The sequence below is a fragment of the Flavobacterium sp. I-STPP5a genome, from assembly GCF_009764685.1.
Classification (GTDB): Bacteria; Bacteroidota; Bacteroidia; order Flavobacteriales; family Flavobacteriaceae; genus Flavobacterium.
In genome coordinates this window covers 224,854-242,036 of record NZ_VHLM01000077.1, presented here as the reverse complement: position 1 = coordinate 242,036, position 17,183 = coordinate 224,854, and the positions used below count along the sequence as shown (strand labels likewise).

General features: G+C 34.5%; 13 protein-coding genes and 1 riboswitch. Of the genes, 3 read left to right on the top strand and 10 right to left on the bottom strand.

Features of this window, described 5'->3' with window-relative positions:
- Nucleotides 1-71: 71 nt before the first annotated feature.
- From FJV36_RS15100 to FJV36_RS15080, 5 genes are all read right to left on the bottom strand, one after another.
- Entirely contained in the window at nucleotides 72-518 is a 447-nt protein-coding gene (locus FJV36_RS15100) for an OsmC family protein (protein ID WP_158728860.1), read from the bottom strand.
- Between the two features lie 83 nt (nucleotides 519-601).
- Nucleotides 602-958 carry a hypothetical protein gene (locus FJV36_RS15095; protein WP_158728861.1) on the bottom strand — a complete coding sequence of 119 codons (357 nt, stop codon included), beginning with the start codon at nucleotides 956-958 and terminating at the stop codon, nucleotides 602-604.
- 58 nt (nucleotides 959-1,016) lie between these two features.
- Nucleotides 1,017-3,431 carry a bifunctional aspartate kinase/homoserine dehydrogenase I gene (gene thrA, locus FJV36_RS15090; protein ID WP_158728862.1) on the bottom strand — a complete coding sequence of 805 codons (2,415 nt, stop codon included), beginning with the start codon at nucleotides 3,429-3,431 and terminating at the stop codon, nucleotides 1,017-1,019.
- Nucleotides 3,432-3,450: 19 nt separating this feature from the next.
- Complete coding sequence (locus tag FJV36_RS15085) at nucleotides 3,451-4,413, bottom strand: alpha/beta fold hydrolase (RefSeq protein ID WP_233264558.1); 963 nt, start codon at nucleotides 4,411-4,413, stop codon at nucleotides 3,451-3,453.
- Between the two features lie 77 nt (nucleotides 4,414-4,490).
- Nucleotides 4,491-4,598, bottom strand: a riboswitch (SAM riboswitch).
- Nucleotides 4,599-4,825: 227 nt separating this feature from the next.
- On the bottom strand, nucleotides 4,826-5,038 hold the full coding sequence (locus tag FJV36_RS15080; RefSeq protein WP_158728864.1) for a hypothetical protein: 213 nt from the start codon (nucleotides 5,036-5,038) through the stop codon (nucleotides 4,826-4,828).
- A gap of 811 nt (nucleotides 5,039-5,849) precedes the next feature.
- Between FJV36_RS15080 and metK the strand changes: the two genes are divergently transcribed.
- A complete protein-coding gene (metK, locus tag FJV36_RS15075) occupies nucleotides 5,850-7,100 on the top strand; it encodes a methionine adenosyltransferase (RefSeq protein WP_158728865.1) in 1,251 nt (416 codons plus the stop codon).
- A gap of 290 nt (nucleotides 7,101-7,390) precedes the next feature.
- Here metK and FJV36_RS15070 read toward each other — a convergent pair whose 3' ends face one another.
- The 3 genes from FJV36_RS15070 to FJV36_RS15060 all read right to left on the bottom strand — a co-directional run bounded on the left by FJV36_RS15070 (nucleotide 7,391) and on the right by FJV36_RS15060 (nucleotide 12,353).
- Nucleotides 7,391-8,242 (bottom strand): hypothetical protein, encoded by an 852-nt coding sequence (locus tag FJV36_RS15070; protein WP_158728866.1) that lies wholly within the window; start codon nucleotides 8,240-8,242, stop codon nucleotides 7,391-7,393.
- Nucleotides 8,243-8,674: 432 nt separating this feature from the next.
- A complete protein-coding gene (locus FJV36_RS15065; protein WP_158728508.1) occupies nucleotides 8,675-11,425 on the bottom strand; it encodes a carboxypeptidase regulatory-like domain-containing protein in 2,751 nt (916 codons plus the stop codon).
- 31 nt (nucleotides 11,426-11,456) lie between these two features.
- Nucleotides 11,457-12,353 carry a GLPGLI family protein gene (locus tag FJV36_RS15060; RefSeq protein WP_158728507.1) on the bottom strand — a complete coding sequence of 299 codons (897 nt, stop codon included), beginning with the start codon at nucleotides 12,351-12,353 and terminating at the stop codon, nucleotides 11,457-11,459.
- A 114-nt stretch (nucleotides 12,354-12,467) separates the two neighbouring features.
- Here FJV36_RS15060 and FJV36_RS15055 point away from each other — a divergent pair, with 114 nt between their 5' ends.
- On the top strand, nucleotides 12,468-13,259 hold the full coding sequence (locus FJV36_RS15055; protein WP_158728506.1) for a hypothetical protein: 792 nt from the start codon (nucleotides 12,468-12,470) through the stop codon (nucleotides 13,257-13,259).
- The gene (locus FJV36_RS15050) at nucleotides 13,259-13,873 is read left to right on the top strand and encodes a deoxynucleoside kinase (protein WP_086453323.1); all 615 of its coding nucleotides are present in this window, start codon (nucleotides 13,259-13,261) and stop codon (nucleotides 13,871-13,873) included. The genes FJV36_RS15055 and FJV36_RS15050 overlap by 1 nt, the downstream gene beginning before the upstream one ends.
- An 87-nt stretch (nucleotides 13,874-13,960) precedes the next feature.
- On the opposite strand, the gene FJV36_RS15045 is transcribed toward FJV36_RS15050, so the two are convergent.
- Nucleotides 13,961-16,516 (bottom strand): sodium-translocating pyrophosphatase, encoded by a 2,556-nt coding sequence (locus tag FJV36_RS15045; protein ID WP_158728505.1) that lies wholly within the window; start codon nucleotides 16,514-16,516, stop codon nucleotides 13,961-13,963.
- 111 nt (nucleotides 16,517-16,627) lie between these two features.
- Complete coding sequence (locus tag FJV36_RS15040) at nucleotides 16,628-17,158, bottom strand: inorganic diphosphatase (protein ID WP_086453321.1); 531 nt, start codon at nucleotides 17,156-17,158, stop codon at nucleotides 16,628-16,630.
- Nucleotides 17,159-17,183 lie beyond the last annotated feature (25 nt).

The window sequence follows — 17,183 nt, the reverse complement described above, 5'->3', positions numbered from 1 at the left end:
CATCCCAACCCTCCCCGAAGGAGAGGGAGCCGAAGTCGGAAAATTGAAAATTAAAATTGTTTCATTAATTATTACTGGTTCCCCCCTTCGGTGGTTAGGGGGCTTCCGTTCAAAACTACTTTGTAATGTATGGTTGCTGTTGGTTCTAATGTTTTGGAAACCGAACAATATTTTTCAAAAGAAAGTTGTGCGGCTTTTGCGGCTTTATCTTCCTTAATTTCACCTTCTAAATAAAACACCACATGGATATTTTTAAATGGTTTTGCTTCTCCAACTTGTACGCGCTCTCCCTCAACCTCAGCTTTGAAAGACGTGATTTCTTGACGTTGCTTTTTCAAAATCGAAATCATATCAATGGCGCTACACCCCGCAACTCCCATCAAAACTAATTCCATCGGACTAGCACCCATATCATTTCCTCCATATTCAGGACGGCTATCTACGTTTACCAGATGCCCTCTTTCGTTTTTTAATTCGAAATGGAAATTGTCGTTTACTCTGTTTAATGTTATTTTCATAATATTCTCCTCCCAACCCTTTCGCCACAGCGAAGAGGTAGCCACGACTGGAGGCTGTCCCTTTTTTAAAAATTTATATTTTATTACAACACTAATAGAAAAAGTAATATTGAAATTATCCAGAATATACTATTGAACCAACCGTCTAAAAATAATCCTCTATCCATTGTCCAAAAAGTATCAACAGTGTTTCTTTTTTGTTTTAAGTAAAATAAATTACTTAAAATATAATAGACAACCTGTGCAAGCAGTGGTACAAATAATGCATCAATAGCGGTATTCTTTCCCAAACCAATCAAAAGACTTATCGAAGCAATTAAAAACAATATTACATTTAAAATTAATAGTTTAAGAAACCATTCCTTGCTATCTAATTTACTTTTATCAAACAAGAATATCAATGGAACATTCATTCCAAGTAAAATAAAAATAATATCCATATTAAATGCTTTTTCTTCTGATCACTGTTTACTAAAAACTATTCACTTTTAACTTCAACTACCCTTTATCCGACAACCTTAAAATATCGCCAAAAACACCTCTTGCCGTTACTGCTGATCCTGCGCCAGCTCCTTGAATTACAATTGGTCGGTCTCCGTACGATTCAGTGTAAATTTCAAAGAAAGAATCTGAACCTTTCAATCCGCCCAAAGCCGTATCTGATGGCACCGAAACTAATTTCACTTCTAGATTTCCTTTGTCATTTTGCAAATCACCTGATAATTCTCCTATGTAACGCAACACGTGATTGGGCTTTTGATCGGCTTTTATTTTTGCATAAATAGGATCAAACTCCGTCAATTTATTTAAAAACTCTCCCACATCTCCGCTACGCAAATGTTCTGGAATTAAATTTTGAATCGCAATTTCTTCAAACTCATTTTGCAAGTCTAGTTCTCTAGCCAAAATCAACAATTTTCGCCCAACATCATTTCCGCATAAATCCTCTCTTGGATCTGGCTCAGTATATCCATTATCGATGGCTTCTTTCAAAATTTCGCTAAACGGTGCGTCTTTGGCCGAGAAATTATTGAACAAATAACTCAATGTTCCCGAGAAAACGCCTTTAATCTTCGTAATATTTTCACCAGAAAGGTGCAACAATTTAATAGTATCTATCAACGGCAATCCTGCTCCAACATTGGTTTCATAAAGATACGTCTTTTGGTTTTCTGCCAGAACTTTTCGTAATTTTTTATAAAAACTATAACTCAACGTATTGGCTACTTTGTTTGATGAAATCAAATCGAAACTATTTTCTACTAACGAAATATAATTCGTTACAAAATCAGCGCTTGCAGTGTTATCAATGGCAATTAAATTCTCTAAATGGTGCTCATTTGCGTAGGCAATCACATCATCAATTGTATACGAGAATCCGTTGGTTTGAATCTCATTTTTCCAGTTAGGTGTCACACCATTTTTATTCAAGAGTACATTCTTAGAATTGGCAATCGCAAAAACATTCAATTTAATATCTTTTCTTTTTTCGATGGCTGATGCCGATTCTAAAATTTGATTAGTCAAGGTGCCGCCCACCAAACCGTGACCGAAAACAGCAATATTTATTTTCTTGGCTACGCCAAAAATCTCCCCGTGAATCACATTCAAAGCTTTGTGAAGTTGTGATTTTTTTACGACCAAACTCACATTCTTACCCGTCACCGTATTGTTGAAGAGAATTGGAACAATTTTATTCTTGATTAAAGCCGTGTAAGGTTTGTGAAACGTGCTTAAATCTTGTCCGATAATAGAGATGACAGCTACATCATCAGCAACAGTTATTTTATTGACATCTTTCGAATAGAAATCATTTTCGAATTCCTTTTCCAATTCAATCATGGCCGTAGTAGCTTTATCAGCAGCCACAACCAAGCCTATTCCACGCTCTGATGAACCTTGCGAAATGATACTCACACTGATATTGTTGTCGCCCATTACTCTAAAAATTCGAGCATCAACACCTGTTTTACCAAGTAACCCTCTTCCTTCTAGGTTGACCAAAGCCACATTTTCAAGAACCGAAAGCGTTTTAATTCCCTCCTTGTTAGAATTCGAAGTAATTAAAGTTCCTTTATTTTCATGATTGAAAGTATTTAAAATTCGGAGCGGAATGTTTTTTTCTAATAACGGAATGATGGTTTTGGCATGCAGAATTGTGGCACCAAAATTTGCAATCTCATTCGCCTCATTAAACGATAAGTGATCAATTTTCTTAGCATCTACAACTAAATCAGGATTGGCAGTATAAATTCCGTCAACGTGTGTGTAATTTTGTAATTCATCGGCATTTAAATAATTCGCAATCAACGAAGCTGTGTAATTACTACCGTTTCTTCCTAGAGTTGTAGCATCATTATTGGTCGTAGAACCTATAAAACCTGTAATTACATTGACCGTATTTTCAGTGTTTTGCTTAAAAAAAGCAACCACATTTTTCTTCGAAAGTTGTTCTAAGGGTTGTGCATCACCAAATTTAGCATCGGTTTTTATCAATTCACGCGTATCGGTAAAACGAGCATGAATTCCTTTTTCCGCAAGGATCGCCGTCAGTAATTTTGCCGAAAGCAATTCGCCTTTAGACAAAATCTGGTCTTTGATTTTTTTACTGTAATCGCCAATCAGACTTACACCTTCAAACAATTTTTCTAAAATAGTAAACTCTTCAGACAAATCAACAGCATCATAAACGTCTTGCTGGTATTTTTTAAAATCTTCAAAAAGTGGCTTGTAATCTCCGTTTTGAGAAGCAATGGTTAAAATTTGTTCCAATTCATCTGTTGCGTTACCACGTGCCGAAACCACAACTGCAATTTCTTCGCCTTGATTTACTTTGTCTATTATTATGGCAATAACTTTATTTAATCCGTCACCATTTGATAACGACTTACCTCCAAATTTTAATATTTTCATTGTGTTGTGTGTTTGTAGCTTAGAATAAATCTTGAAGCAAATTGTGTAATTGTTTGTATTCTATCAAAAAAGCATCGTGTCCGAGAATGGAAACTATTTCTTGGTAACTGACTTTCTTATTTAATTTTTGTAGCTGCTCAAAAGTGGTTTTGTTTTCACTTGCGGTAAAAAACAAATCCGAATTGATCGCTATGATGTGAATTTCTGCCGTTACAGCTTCGATTGTATCTTCAAATGATGACCGATTGCGAGTGATATCAATAGTTTTCAGTACTTGATTCATCATTTTGTAGGATGCCAATTGAAAACGCTGTTGCAATTTTTCGCCGTGATGCAACAACCAACTTTCAACATTAAAAATGGCTATCTCCTCATTAATTGTTCGCTGAAATTTTGCCGCAAATGATTCTGGCGTTCTATAACATAACATCGCATGCGCGCGGGCATCTTGAATTGGTTTAGATGAGTTATTCAGAATTTGTTCTTGCAAAAAACAATTGGCAATAAGCCAGTCTGTAGCTTTCCAATCGGTTGCAATTGGAATTAATTTTTGGGTTATTGTTGGTTCTAAAGCAACCATTTCCCAAGCAATTCCGCCACCCACAGAACCTCCAATAATGGCGTAGAGATTTTTAACCTCAAGCAAATGAAGGCCTTTTATAAAAATTCTAGCAATGTCTCTTGCTGTAAAATCAAGATAATTTTCAATTACAGATCCATCAAATCCATTTCCAGGAACGTTAAAAGCAAGTACGGTATATTTTGTAGTATCAATAGTTTTGTTGGCGCCAATTAAATCATTCCACCAACCGTTATCGCCCACAACCTGTGAATTTCCGGTTAGCGCATGATTGACCAAAACGATGGGAGCTGTATACAAAGGCAACCCAAAAACTTGATAACTTAAGTTTAGAGTAGCATAAATTGCACCTGACTCCGTGGTGAAATTGTGTAATGTAATTGTTGTTGGTTTATTTTCCAATTTCAAATCTGTTATAATTAGGACTTGTGTTTGGAAATATTAGAAAGAAAGCTAGGTGTTATCTAGACAAATTCTTAGTGTTATCTTTCCACGATGAGCGTGGTAGAATGCAGCACCTTCTCCGATAAATCGAAGGGTTGCTAAGGCTTCATCGGGTCTAATCCCTCTGCCTTTCTTTATAACATTTCAATACTGTTGTGAACTTTGTGAGTGCAAATAAAGCACTAATTTTTATTCTGAGCAAATTTTTCCGCAAAGTTTAGACTAAATTAATTTTGCAGTATTCGCAAAAGTATGCAAAAAGTAAGCTGTTTTAACAAAGAAATATGTCGTTTTAGACCAAAAACTTCGTTAAAACAGCAACCATAATTTAAAATGTATTTCCTCACAAGTTAAAATACATTTGCAATCACTAGATAAAAAGGACATCATTTTCCTTAGAATACATTAAAAAAAGTAATGAATTTGGCACTGCTTTAAGTGCAATATCATCATTTGTATCCATCTCAAATCTAGGATGAACTAGCTCATTTACCACCGGAGCAGTAGTGTTACTTTTGTTTGACCCCCATAATCCTTGCCTTATTAAAAGGATTGCTTTGCTAAAATAATTGTTGTTTTTCATTGTTGTTCATTTTAAGTTATTAATTGTGTAATGATTATTTTTCCTCCTTAGTATCAACTTCAATACCAGTTTTTACTATGATTTAATTTTTATTGTATTTTTATTCTTTTTTGTTCCGAATCTTAAAAAAAACTTTCATCAAATACTATTTTTTTTATTCTCTAAAAATTGCACTAGTGCTAAAAGCAACAAACCCCTTTTAGATACGAATCCAAAAGGGGTTTAGTTTTTAAACTTGTCCTTTCGGGTCACGATATATCAAATAGTACAACAGCCCAAATAGGCGCTATTGCATTCATTTTTTGTTGGCATTTCATTACATTCATAACTATTTATTCTTTGTGCTATTTTAAAAAAAAAGCTCCCCAAACGTTGGGAAGCTTTATTATATAATTTATTTTAAATTATGCAATAAACAACCCTCAGGAATTTTCCTGTGCGACCTTAAACGTATTGCAAATAATTGATTTCATTTCTTCTTGTTTGATTATCAAATATATTAAATGTTTAATTAATTGCAAAATTTTATTGCTATTAATTTTATTTTTTTTCTACTAAAACTCAATAAATAATTTCAAAAGATAAAACAGTAAAAAAAAGTTAAGATTAATATGCAATTCAAAATGGTTTCATACCTTTGCACCCAAATACAAGAGGAAAAATTTGAACTGATTGCAACCTCTTCATAATGAAATCAATTCATTGTGAATACTGAATAATTTTCAGTAAAAAAATGCTAAAGCAGGAACTCTCCTTTAGACCTTTTCAGCAATTATTTTTTCTCGCTTAATTTTATAAAATAATAAAACTTATGGCTTATTTATTTACGTCAGAATCTGTGAGCGAAGGACATCCAGATAAAATTGCAGATCAAATTTCAGACGCATTAATTGATAACTTTCTAGCATTTGATGCTGAATCAAAAGTAGCTTGTGAAACTTTAGTAACTACTGGCCAAGTTATTTTGGCTGGTGAGGTTAAATCAAATACATACTTAGATGTGCAAAATATTGCACGTGAAGTGATTCGAAAAATTGGTTATACCAAAAGTGAATACATGTTTGAAGCCAATTCATGTGGTATTCTCTCTGCTATTCACGAACAATCTGCTGATATCAATCAAGGTGTTGACAGAGCAAGCAAAGAAGAGCAAGGCGCTGGTGACCAAGGAATGATGTTTGGTTATGCAACTAACGAGACTGAAAATTACATGCCATTGGCACTTGATTTGTCTCACAAATTATTGCAAGAATTAGCTGTTTTGCGTCGTGAAAATAACGAAATTACGTATTTGCGTCCTGATGCAAAATCGCAAGTAACTTTAGAATACAGCGACGATAACAAACCAACTCGTATTGATGCGATTGTTATCTCTACGCAACACGATGATTTTGACGAAGAAGCTACTATGCTTGCTAAAATCAAAAAAGACATTATCGAAATATTGATCCCAAGAATCATTGCTAAAAATCCGGAGCATGCTCATTTATTTAATGATGCTATTCAGTACCACATTAACCCAACAGGGAAATTCGTAATTGGAGGACCTCACGGAGATACTGGACTTACAGGAAGAAAAATCATTGTAGATACTTACGGCGGAAAAGGAGCTCACGGTGGTGGTGCTTTCTCTGGAAAAGATCCAAGTAAAGTAGACCGTTCTGCTGCTTATGCAACACGTCATATTGCTAAAAACTTAGTTGCAGCTGGTGTTGCCGATGAGATTTTGGTTCAAGTTTCGTACGCTATTGGTGTGGCTAAGCCAATGGGTATTTTTATTGATACTTATGGAACTGCGAAAGTGAATTTGACCAATGGTGAAATCGCTAAAAAAGTAGAAGCTATTTTTGATATGCGTCCGTACTTCATCGAACAACGATTAAAATTAAGAAACCCAATTTATAGCGAAACTGCTGCTTACGGACACATGGGACGTACTCCAGAAACCGTAACTAAGACTTTCTCTGCTCCAGGTGGATTAACAAAAACAGTTGAAGTAGAATTGTTTACTTGGGAAAAATTAGATTTTGTAGATCAAATAAAAACTGCTTTTGGATTGTAAAAAGTATCTTTACATATTAAAATTGCCATTTCGATAAATTTTCGAAATGGCAATTTTTATTTTAGATAAACGAACTATTCCTTTAAATTCTGAATTAATTTCCACTTTCTAATTACTAAAACAACTACTTCCTTTTATAGATTACCCCTTTCACTTGGTATATATTGAATATAAATCAATCTGTTTTAACCAAAAAAAATTGACTAATACGTTATTATTTTGTTTCTAGTTTATAGATTAAAATTTCTAAAGATAAACAATAATCAAGTCCTCTTTAACTCAATCAGAATTCATCGTTGGGATTTTACTTTAATTTTCAAACTAACATCACAACCTATAATATTATTTGTCAAATATTTCAATTTGTCATTAGTCCACTCATCTGGATATTTATTCCCTTTTATCCATAATGGGGTCTGAAAATTAGAAACATTCTCAGAAAAAGTGAATAAATCCGAGACAGATTTATATACGTTATTAAGATCATCGCTATCGGTTGTGTTGTCTACAGCATTTCTCTCGACAACAATTAAGCTAACACAAACACCATTTTTAGAAAATGGAATTTTATACTTTTCTAAGTCAAAATATCTTTTAAAAAAATTGCCTTTTGTCTCACCTACCACATTCACAACTTCAATAAGATCACCAGGTGTATTAGTTGAAACATTGTATTCATAGAAATTAAATATAAAATGAGTTAAAACGGTTTGCTTATAGCTATTGTGTTTTGTCTCAAAATTAACCGAAATATCTTTTAGAAACCCATCCTTGTCTAAACTATTATTGATTAAAATACACTCCCTGTGTTTCAAAAGATTGCGGTTGAATGTAGATGCCTCTTTTACTGGTAATGTTATAACTGAATATGATACTTTTTTATCATACACAGTTACTGAATCAAGTTCTATTGGCACTGGCAATAACGCAATATTTACGTTATAATCTTTATTCTCCTTATATTTAGATAGGTCAACTGATATCGATTGATATCCTAAATAAGAAACAGTCATTAGGCCATCTACTTTATTCAATTTATAACGAAACAATCCCTGATCATTACTTAAAAACCCAGTTTTAGATTTAATTAAATTAAAATTAACGTTACCAATGGGTCTATCGTTAAGGGAATCTCGAACCACTCCCGAAATTGTTTGTGAAAAAACAATACCTCTACAACAAAGTATAACAACTGTTATGAATACAAGTTTTATTATTTTCATATTTTATTTATAATATTTGAGTCGAATGTGATTAAAGTTTAGATTTAATTATTTACTTTTCTATTTGTATTTTAAATCATACTCTTTCATTTTTCACGAAAAAGCTAAGAATCCCCAAATATAGTAAGAATAATATTATGCTGCAAACATAAAAAAAAGAATTACAAACCACATAGCAAAAGATTTCAAAATTAATCACTGATGCAACACTAATAAAAACGAATCAAAAATTTATTCTACTGGTTCAGTTAAAACTGCTTTTGGATTGTAAAACAATAAAACACAGCATAAAAAAAAAGGGGAATTAACTATAGCTAAATCCCCCTCTTTTTTTTTAGTTCGAAATGAGACCTATAAATTATACTTTACAATAAAAGTTACAAAGCGAGGCAAAATTCTACTTTCATTCGCATTAAAACCATTTACACTAAAAGAGTTATTCAATCTAGATCTGGTGTTCAATAAATTGTTTGCTTGAATTCGATATTCAAATTTCGAGTCTTTTTTGATGTAATTTAAACTTGCCGTCATGATTTTAAAATCGTTTGTAATGCCGTTGGTTTCATTTTTAAAACGATTAAATGCATAATCCCAGTTGACATTTAAACCATTCAAGAAATAATAATTTAATTTTACTGTAGGAGTTTGAGTTGTAAATCGATTGGCAGCTTGCTCCGAAAAATTAATACGGTAACCCAAATCTACATTAGGGTATTTTTTAAACTGCGTTGCAAAAGCTAGGTTGTATCCGTGATTTACATTTTCGATCCCTTGAATAAATTCCTGAGTTGCTCCGTTACTAACTCTTCTGTTCAAAACAAAATTCTTACTCCAACTTGCATTAACTCCTGCCGTTAATTTATAGTACTTTTTAAAACTTTTAGAGTAAAATACATTTCCGTTCAAGTTTTCATTTTCGGCGTCCAAATTCAAACGGTCCGAAGTTGAATAAATACTTTGGAAAGAAACTCCATTTACCACCGGATCTTTGGTAGTTGTATACGCTACGTTTGCAAAAATCGTAGTGAAATTATACAAGTTGTATTTAGAATAATTCAATCGATGGCTGGTAATAAGTGAGTTTTCTAATTGTGCATTTCCTCGTGACAAGCTATTAAAATTGGTAAAAATAAAACCTTCAACCAAGGCATTTACATCGTTAAAACCATTACGAACATTGAAGTTATAGGTCAAATTTTCAGATTTTTTTAAATCCCAACGGGCAAACATATCTGGTAATACTCTAGTGAAATTAAGCTTGAAAGGGTTTTCAAATTGCTCATTAGAAGTATTGTATTGGTGCACAGAAAATCCAGGATTAAAGGTAAACTTACCCGCTATAAATTTATAATGTAGCCCTAAAAAAACATCGTTAAACTGATAACGCACATCATTATTATAGGCCGCTTGCTCCACCGGATTTACTGAATTATCTTGAAGAATTTGCAGGATACTCGAATTGTACGACTGAAAAGCATTCGTATTTCCCGCTGTTACATTCAATATACTTTTGTTGCTAATTTGATAAAAATAATCAATTTTCGCATCTAACTTATTCGTTTTTACAAAACGAGTTTGCTCTATATTCAGCGCATTTTCGTTTACAAAAACAGCACTTGGATCGTTCGGATTTGTTGAATTTGCATTTTGATACGGATTTACCGAAAGTTGCGGATTGTAAAATGGATCTTCATCCTCGTACTGATGTTGCATTTCCAATACCCAAGTAGACTTTGGATTTTGCGTATAAAATAAATTCAAACTCTGATTGAACGATGCTGGAGCTTGCTTTTGAAAAGCTATTACGGTATTGTTATTAGTTACTGTATTCCCGTTAGAAGTAGAGGTGAAATTAGTTTGACTGTTGTCTACATCTTGTTGGTCATTTTTTCTAAAGAACGCGTCATAATCCAATTGAAAATTATCATTGGCCTTGTACTTTGAACCAAATTTGGCAATGAAAGCATTGTTTTTAGAATCTGTTCTGTTTTTTCTGTTTTCTAAAGTAGCAATGTTGGTCGTGTTCGGTTCAAAAATACCACGTTCTGAATTGGTAATAGATTGATTAAACGTAGAAGAATAGGCTGCAAAACTAGACAGAGTCCATTTTTTTGAAACGGAGTGATTCAAATTTAACGCGCCAAATTTGTCACTCGCCTTGGCTACATTATCACCACCAGAAAGTCCAAAGAAATTTCGGTTTAAGGTAAGAGAAGTTCCACTTCGACCAATGGTATTTCGAGCACCACCCGTTATCCTGAAAAAATCAGCAGAAGTCAATGATACCTCACCAATATTATTTAAATTCACAATGGCGTTGATACTTGTTTTTGGGGAGTAGTAAAATACTTTTGGATTAAAGAGATATCCTTTATCATTAGCCAGTCCTCCGCTCACGTCACCAAACCAAAACTTATCTTTTCCTTTTTTAAGTTTGATGTTCAGTGCAATATCATCGTTGTTGTTTTCAAGACCTTTCATTTGCGATACTTCGTTGAAATTACGCAGTACTTGCACCTTATCAACCGCATCAGATGGAATGTTTTTAGAACCTAGTTTCGTATCTCCTTCCATAAAGGGCTTGCCATTTACAAACAACTTAGCCACTTTTTTTCCTTCAACTTGTACTTGTCCATCAGCCATTACTTCAAAGCCCGGTAGCTTTTTAAATACGTCTTCCAACTTGCGCTCTTCACCTGTTTTAAACGAATCTGTATTATAAACAATCGTATCCCCTTTGATGGAAACTGGCATTTCGCGAACAATTTCAACACCGTCTAATTCAATACCACCTGTTTCCATGGTAATATTTTGAACCATATTTTCGGCGAGTGTTGTTACAGTGACTTCTTTATTTTGCATTCCCAAATAACTTAGTTTGATTACATAAGTTGTGTTGGATTTAAGATTTAAGGTAAACTTTCCTTTATCGGTAGTTATGGCGTACGCATCCATGGCTTTAGTCGTTTGGTTCACCGCCATCACATTGGCCATTTCCAACGGCAGTTTTGTTTTGTCCTGAACCAATCCTTCCAAACGGATATTTTGTGCAAAAGAAATTGAGACCGTTATGAAGGCGATCAGTAATAAAATTTTTCTCATTTTAATTGGGTATATTTCTAATGTGTTCGGATTAATTTCCAAAACGCATTTGCATGCCGCCATTTCCGCCACGTCCTTGATTCATCTCTCTCCACTCTTCCATTTTTTTCATCACGGCTTCGTCATATTCTTTTTGCGAAACTACTTTTCCTTTTGCAACCGCTTTAATCTCAACTTTATCTTTTGGGTTTAAAACTACTTTTGAACACAAAATAGTTGTGCGTCCATCATTTACTTCCAAAATTAATCCAGGCAAACCCCAATAGCCTTCAGGTCCTTGACTCACTGGGATTTCAGGCGTATACCAAGCGGTAACCACAATTTCTTTTGGTACCTCAACAGCATCCAAAAAATTGGTTTTTTTCTCCTCAGCAGGTTTTGCTCCTTCTTTCTTTTCAGCATCATCTTTACGAGGACGCATATTTCTAAAATCTGTAGCGCTTGGTTTCTTTGTTGCAGTAGCTTTGTAACAAGTATACCCGCCTATTACTCTTGTTTCGGATTCCATTTTCCAAGCTAGACTTGAAAGCGAATCTTTAACCAAGAATTCTTTACCCATAAACTCTTTGTCGTTGCTGTATTGTTTGTCTTTTACGTTCTTGTAATACGTTCCGCCACCTCCTGCGAAGCTTGACATCATTCGGAATCCGCCACCTGCTTGATTTGAAGCCTCTAATTTTTCTTCTTCTTTATAAATGGAAGCCGTTTTGTTAAAGTTGAGAATAAATGTTTTTTCGAACATCTTTTTCATTCGTTCTTCAATCATTTTTTGCATGTCAGGGGTCATGTTTTTGTTGCCTTCCATTCTGGATTTAAAATCAGAAGTACTCGTTTTACTTTCATAAACAGCCATTCCTTGAAATTCCTGCGCTTGTAACCCTAAAAAGGAAACTACTGCGATTACCAATGTTAAAATTAATCTTTGCATCTTGATGGTTTTTAATAAATAAGAGTAGATATTAGTATTTTTGTTACAACGATACTGTTAAATAAATATTAAGACAATTAATTAAGCTTTTGGTTTAATTGTAATTTTACCTTTATGAAAAAATTAGTTTTTTTGACCCTATTTTACTGTTCAACAATAGGTTTTTGTCAAAATCAGAAACAAACTGTTACAAAATTGAACACGATTGCTGTGGATGCTGATGATTTTTTAGGATACGACTCCTTTGGGTTTTATTACACCCTTAAAAATGATGTTTTTTCTAAAATTAATGGGAGCGAAAGATTGGATTACAAAAATATTTCGTTGGGGAAGATCACAAAGGTCGATCTACAAAACCCTCTCAAATTAGTTTTATTTTACGAAAATTTCAATACGGTTATTACTCTAGACAATCAATTGAATGAGACTCAAAAAATAAATTTTTCAGAAAATCCAATACCAATAGTCCCAACAGCGGTAGGTATAGCTTCTCAAAACCAGATTTGGGTTTATAACAGCATGAATCAACAAATAGGCTTGTACGATTATTTGAATCAGAATTACAAAACACTGGCGACACCCTTAAGTGAAAACATTATATTTTACAGCACTGATTTCAATTTGTTCCAATGGATTGATACCGCAAAAAACTGGTACGCTTGTGACATTTTTGGAAAAATAAAAAAAATACATAGCACACCTGATTTTGATTTTATTGCCCTTTTAAATGACACCCAATACATCTATTCTAAAAGCGGAGAATTATACTTTGTTGATGTAGCAAAAGAACAAAAAACACAGTTGGTAATTTCCGAAAAAACGTTTGTCAAATTTCATTACAAAGACCAAATTTTATCTATTTTTACAACCTCAGGAATTAGCAATTATAAAATCATAATACCGTAATGCACATAGCAATAGCAGGAAATATAGGCTCAGGAAAAACAACTTTAACCCGATTATTAGCGAAACAGTTTAAGTGGGAACCGCATTTTGAAGATGTAGTTGACAATCCGTACTTAGATGATTTTTATCATCAAATGGAACGTTGGTCCTTTAATTTACAAATTTATTTCTTGAACAGCCGTTTTCGTCAAGTGATGCAAATTCGCGAAAGCGGTAAAAAAATCATTCAGGACAGAACCATTTATGAGGATGCGCACATTTTTGCTCCCAACTTATATGCGATGGGTTTAATGACCAATCGTGATTTTCAGAATTATTCTTCTTTATTTGAATTGATGGAGTCAACGGTTAAAGCACCCGATCTACTGATTTATTTAAGAAGTTCTATCCCTAATTTAGTGGGACAAATACACAAACGTGGCCGCGAATACGAAAACTCCATATCAATTGAGTACTTAAGCCGTTTGAACGAGCGCTACGAAGGCTGGATACAAACCTATGACAAAGGAAAATTATTAATCATTGATGTTGACAACATAAATTTTGTTGACAATCCTGAAGATTTAGGAAATATTTTTAACCGTATCGATGCCGAATTGAACGGGTTGTTTTAGAACAACAAAAAAAAATAACCTATTATTATAAAACATAAATGCCTCGCAAATTGCAAGGCATTTTTTTTATTATATGATTTTACTATTTTACTTCACAGCATCAATTTTGGCTTTTACTTCAGCTTCTGTACCTTCAAAAACCTCTGTTGTTGTTTTTCCGTTGACTATTTTTGTTACTTTCCCAACAGTCTTTCCATCTGTAGAAGAGATACTTACGTTCACGGTTTTTTTCTCATATTTACTGGTATCAAAACAATCTGTTTTTTGATTTTTATATTTACCATTGGCATCAAAATTTGCCAAACATTTTGCTGTTTGTTCAGGTGTACATCCGTTTTCTTTACACATCGCTTCACATTCTGCTTTAGTCATGTTAGCCATTTTTGAAGGGGCACATTTGCCCATACTGTAAACCATTTCTGTTTTAGAATGAGCAGCGCAACAAGACTTAACTGAAGCTACATCTGAGTGACCATTTCCTAAAATGGGAGCAATAACCAAACCAATTAAACAAGTCAATTTGATCAAAATATTCATAGATGGTCCCGAAGTGTCTTTGAAAGGATCACCAACTGTATCACCAGTAACCGCTGCTTTGTGCGCATCAGAACCTTTATAGGTCATTTCACCATTGATCATCACACCTGCTTCAAAAGACTTTTTGGCATTGTCCCAAGCACCTCCAGCATTGTTTTGGAACACTGCCCAAAGTACACCCGAAACCGTAACTCCAGCCATGTACCCGCCGAGCATCTCAGCGATGAGTTGGTTGTTATCGGCATAAACTAATTTTCCAAGTAGAACAATCGCAATTGGGAAACCAATAGTCAAAATTCCTGGCAACATCATTTCGCGTAAAGCGGCTTTGGTCGAAATATCAACGCATTTAGCATATTCTGGTTTTGCAGTTCCTTCCATAATTCCAGGAATTTCTCTGAACTGACGACGCACTTCGTAAACCATATCCATAGCAGCTTTCCCTACTGAATTCATGGCTAGCGCCGAGAAAACTACGGGAATCATTCCGCCTACAAATAACATGGCCAAAACTGGCGCTTTGAAAATATTGATTCCGTCAATCCCCGTGAATGTTACATAAGCTGCAAATAAGGCTAGTGATGTCAATGCTGCCGAAGCAATAGCAAATCCTTTCCCAGTTGCTGCTGTTGTATTCCCTACAGAATCTAAAATATCGGTTCTGGTACGTACTTCTTTAGGCAATTCGCTCATTTCTGCAATTCCGCCCGCATTATCCGATATAGGTCCAAAAGCATCGATTGCTAATTGCATCGCTGTGGTTGCCATCATTGCTGATGCCGCCAAAGCCACTCCATAAAATCCTGCAAACGCATACGAAGACCAAATCGCTGCTGCAAATAATAAAACCGTTGGAAAAGTTGAAATCATTCCGGTTGCTAATCCAGCAATTACGTTGGTACCCGCTCCCGTACTTGATTTTTGTACAATAGCCATTACCGGTTTTGTACCTAAGCCCGTATAATATTCAGTAACCGATGAAATAACCGCACCTACAACCAAACCTACAATTGTGGCGTAAAAAACACGCATGGACGAAATCTCTTTAGTTCCTTCTCCAAAGAAATCCATTTTCATGGTTTCTGGTAACATGTATTGCACTAGAAAGTAACAAGCTACTAAAGTCAAACCTATAGAAACCCAATTCCCAATATTCAAAGCCTTTTGTACTTGTGCTTCTTTGGCATTGTCATCTGTGATTTTCACTAACATGGTTCCGATTATCGAAAATAAAATTCCAAAACCAGCAATTGCCATTGGTAATAAAATGGGTCCAATACCTCCAAAAGCATCTTGAATAGCACCATCCATATCTTTGATCACATAATTCCCTAGCACCATTGCTGCCAAAACCGTTGCAACATAAGAGCCAAATAAATCAGCACCCATACCAGCAACATCGCCTACGTTATCTCCTACATTATCTGCAATTGTAGCTGGATTTCGAGGGTCGTCTTCTGGAATTCCTGCTTCTACTTTACCTACTAAATCGGCACCTACATCGGCGGCTTTTGTGTAAATACCGCCACCAACTCTCGCAAATAACGCTATTGATTCTGCTCCAAGAGAAAAGCCAGCTAAAGTTTCCAAAACAATGGTCATATCTTCTGTTGAAGTCCAGACACCGTTCATAAAAAAATGAAAGAAAAATATAAAGAATGTGGTCAAACCTAAAACCGCTAAACCTGCAACACCAAGTCCCATTACGGTTCCACCACCAAAAGACACTTTTAAAGCTTGCGGCAAACTCGTTCGAGCAGCCTGCGTAGTTCTCACATTCGTTTTAGTCGCTATTTTCATTCCCATATTTCCAGCAAGGGCTGAGAAGAATGCACCAAAAATAAAAGCCACTACTATTAATATATGTGTTGTGGGAACAATAAACGAAATACCAGCCAATGCAATACTGGCTCCAATAACAAAGAAAGTCAATAATCGATATTCTGCTTTGAGGAAAGCCAAAGCGCCTTCGTAAATGTAATCTGAAATCTCTTTCATTTTACCGTCACCTGGATCTTGTTTTAAAACCCATGCTCGTTTTGTAAACATAAATGCCAGTCCAATGAATGCCATGGCGATTGGCAAATAAATCATAATTGTATTCATAATTTTGGTTTGGTTTATAGTTAATACTTATTGTGTAACCAAACGAATTTAAGCAAAAAAGCAATACTCCAAACGGAATATTGCTTTTTTTACAATTATTATGCTAAATTATTACTTAATACTAAATAAACCTTCTGGTTTGTTTTCGATTGCATTGAAGCGCTCTGTACATTCTTTGATGATTGCGTATGCTTCGTTTACATCTCCCCAACCTTCAACATCTACTTTTTTGTTCTCAAGATCTTTGTATACTTGAAAGAAGTGCTCAATTTCTTTTAATAAGTGTGGGTTAATGTCTGAAAGGTTTTCTAATGAATTCCAAATTGGATCAGAAACAGGCACACAGATTACTTTTTCATCTGGTCCTTTATCGTCAGCCATGTGAAATACTCCAATAGGCTTTACTTCCATTACACAACCAGGAAAAGTTGGTTCGTTCACCAAAACTAATACATCTAATGGATCTCCATCTAATGCTAAAGTTTCAGGGATAAATCCGTAATCAGCTGGATACATCATTGAAGAGAACAACATTCTATCAAAACGCATTCTTTTTATTTCGAAATCATATTCGTATTTATTTCTACTTCCTCTTGGTATTTCGATTAAGACATCGAAAGTTGTTACTTTGTCTGCAGTCATTTTAGTTTTTCTTATCTATAATTAT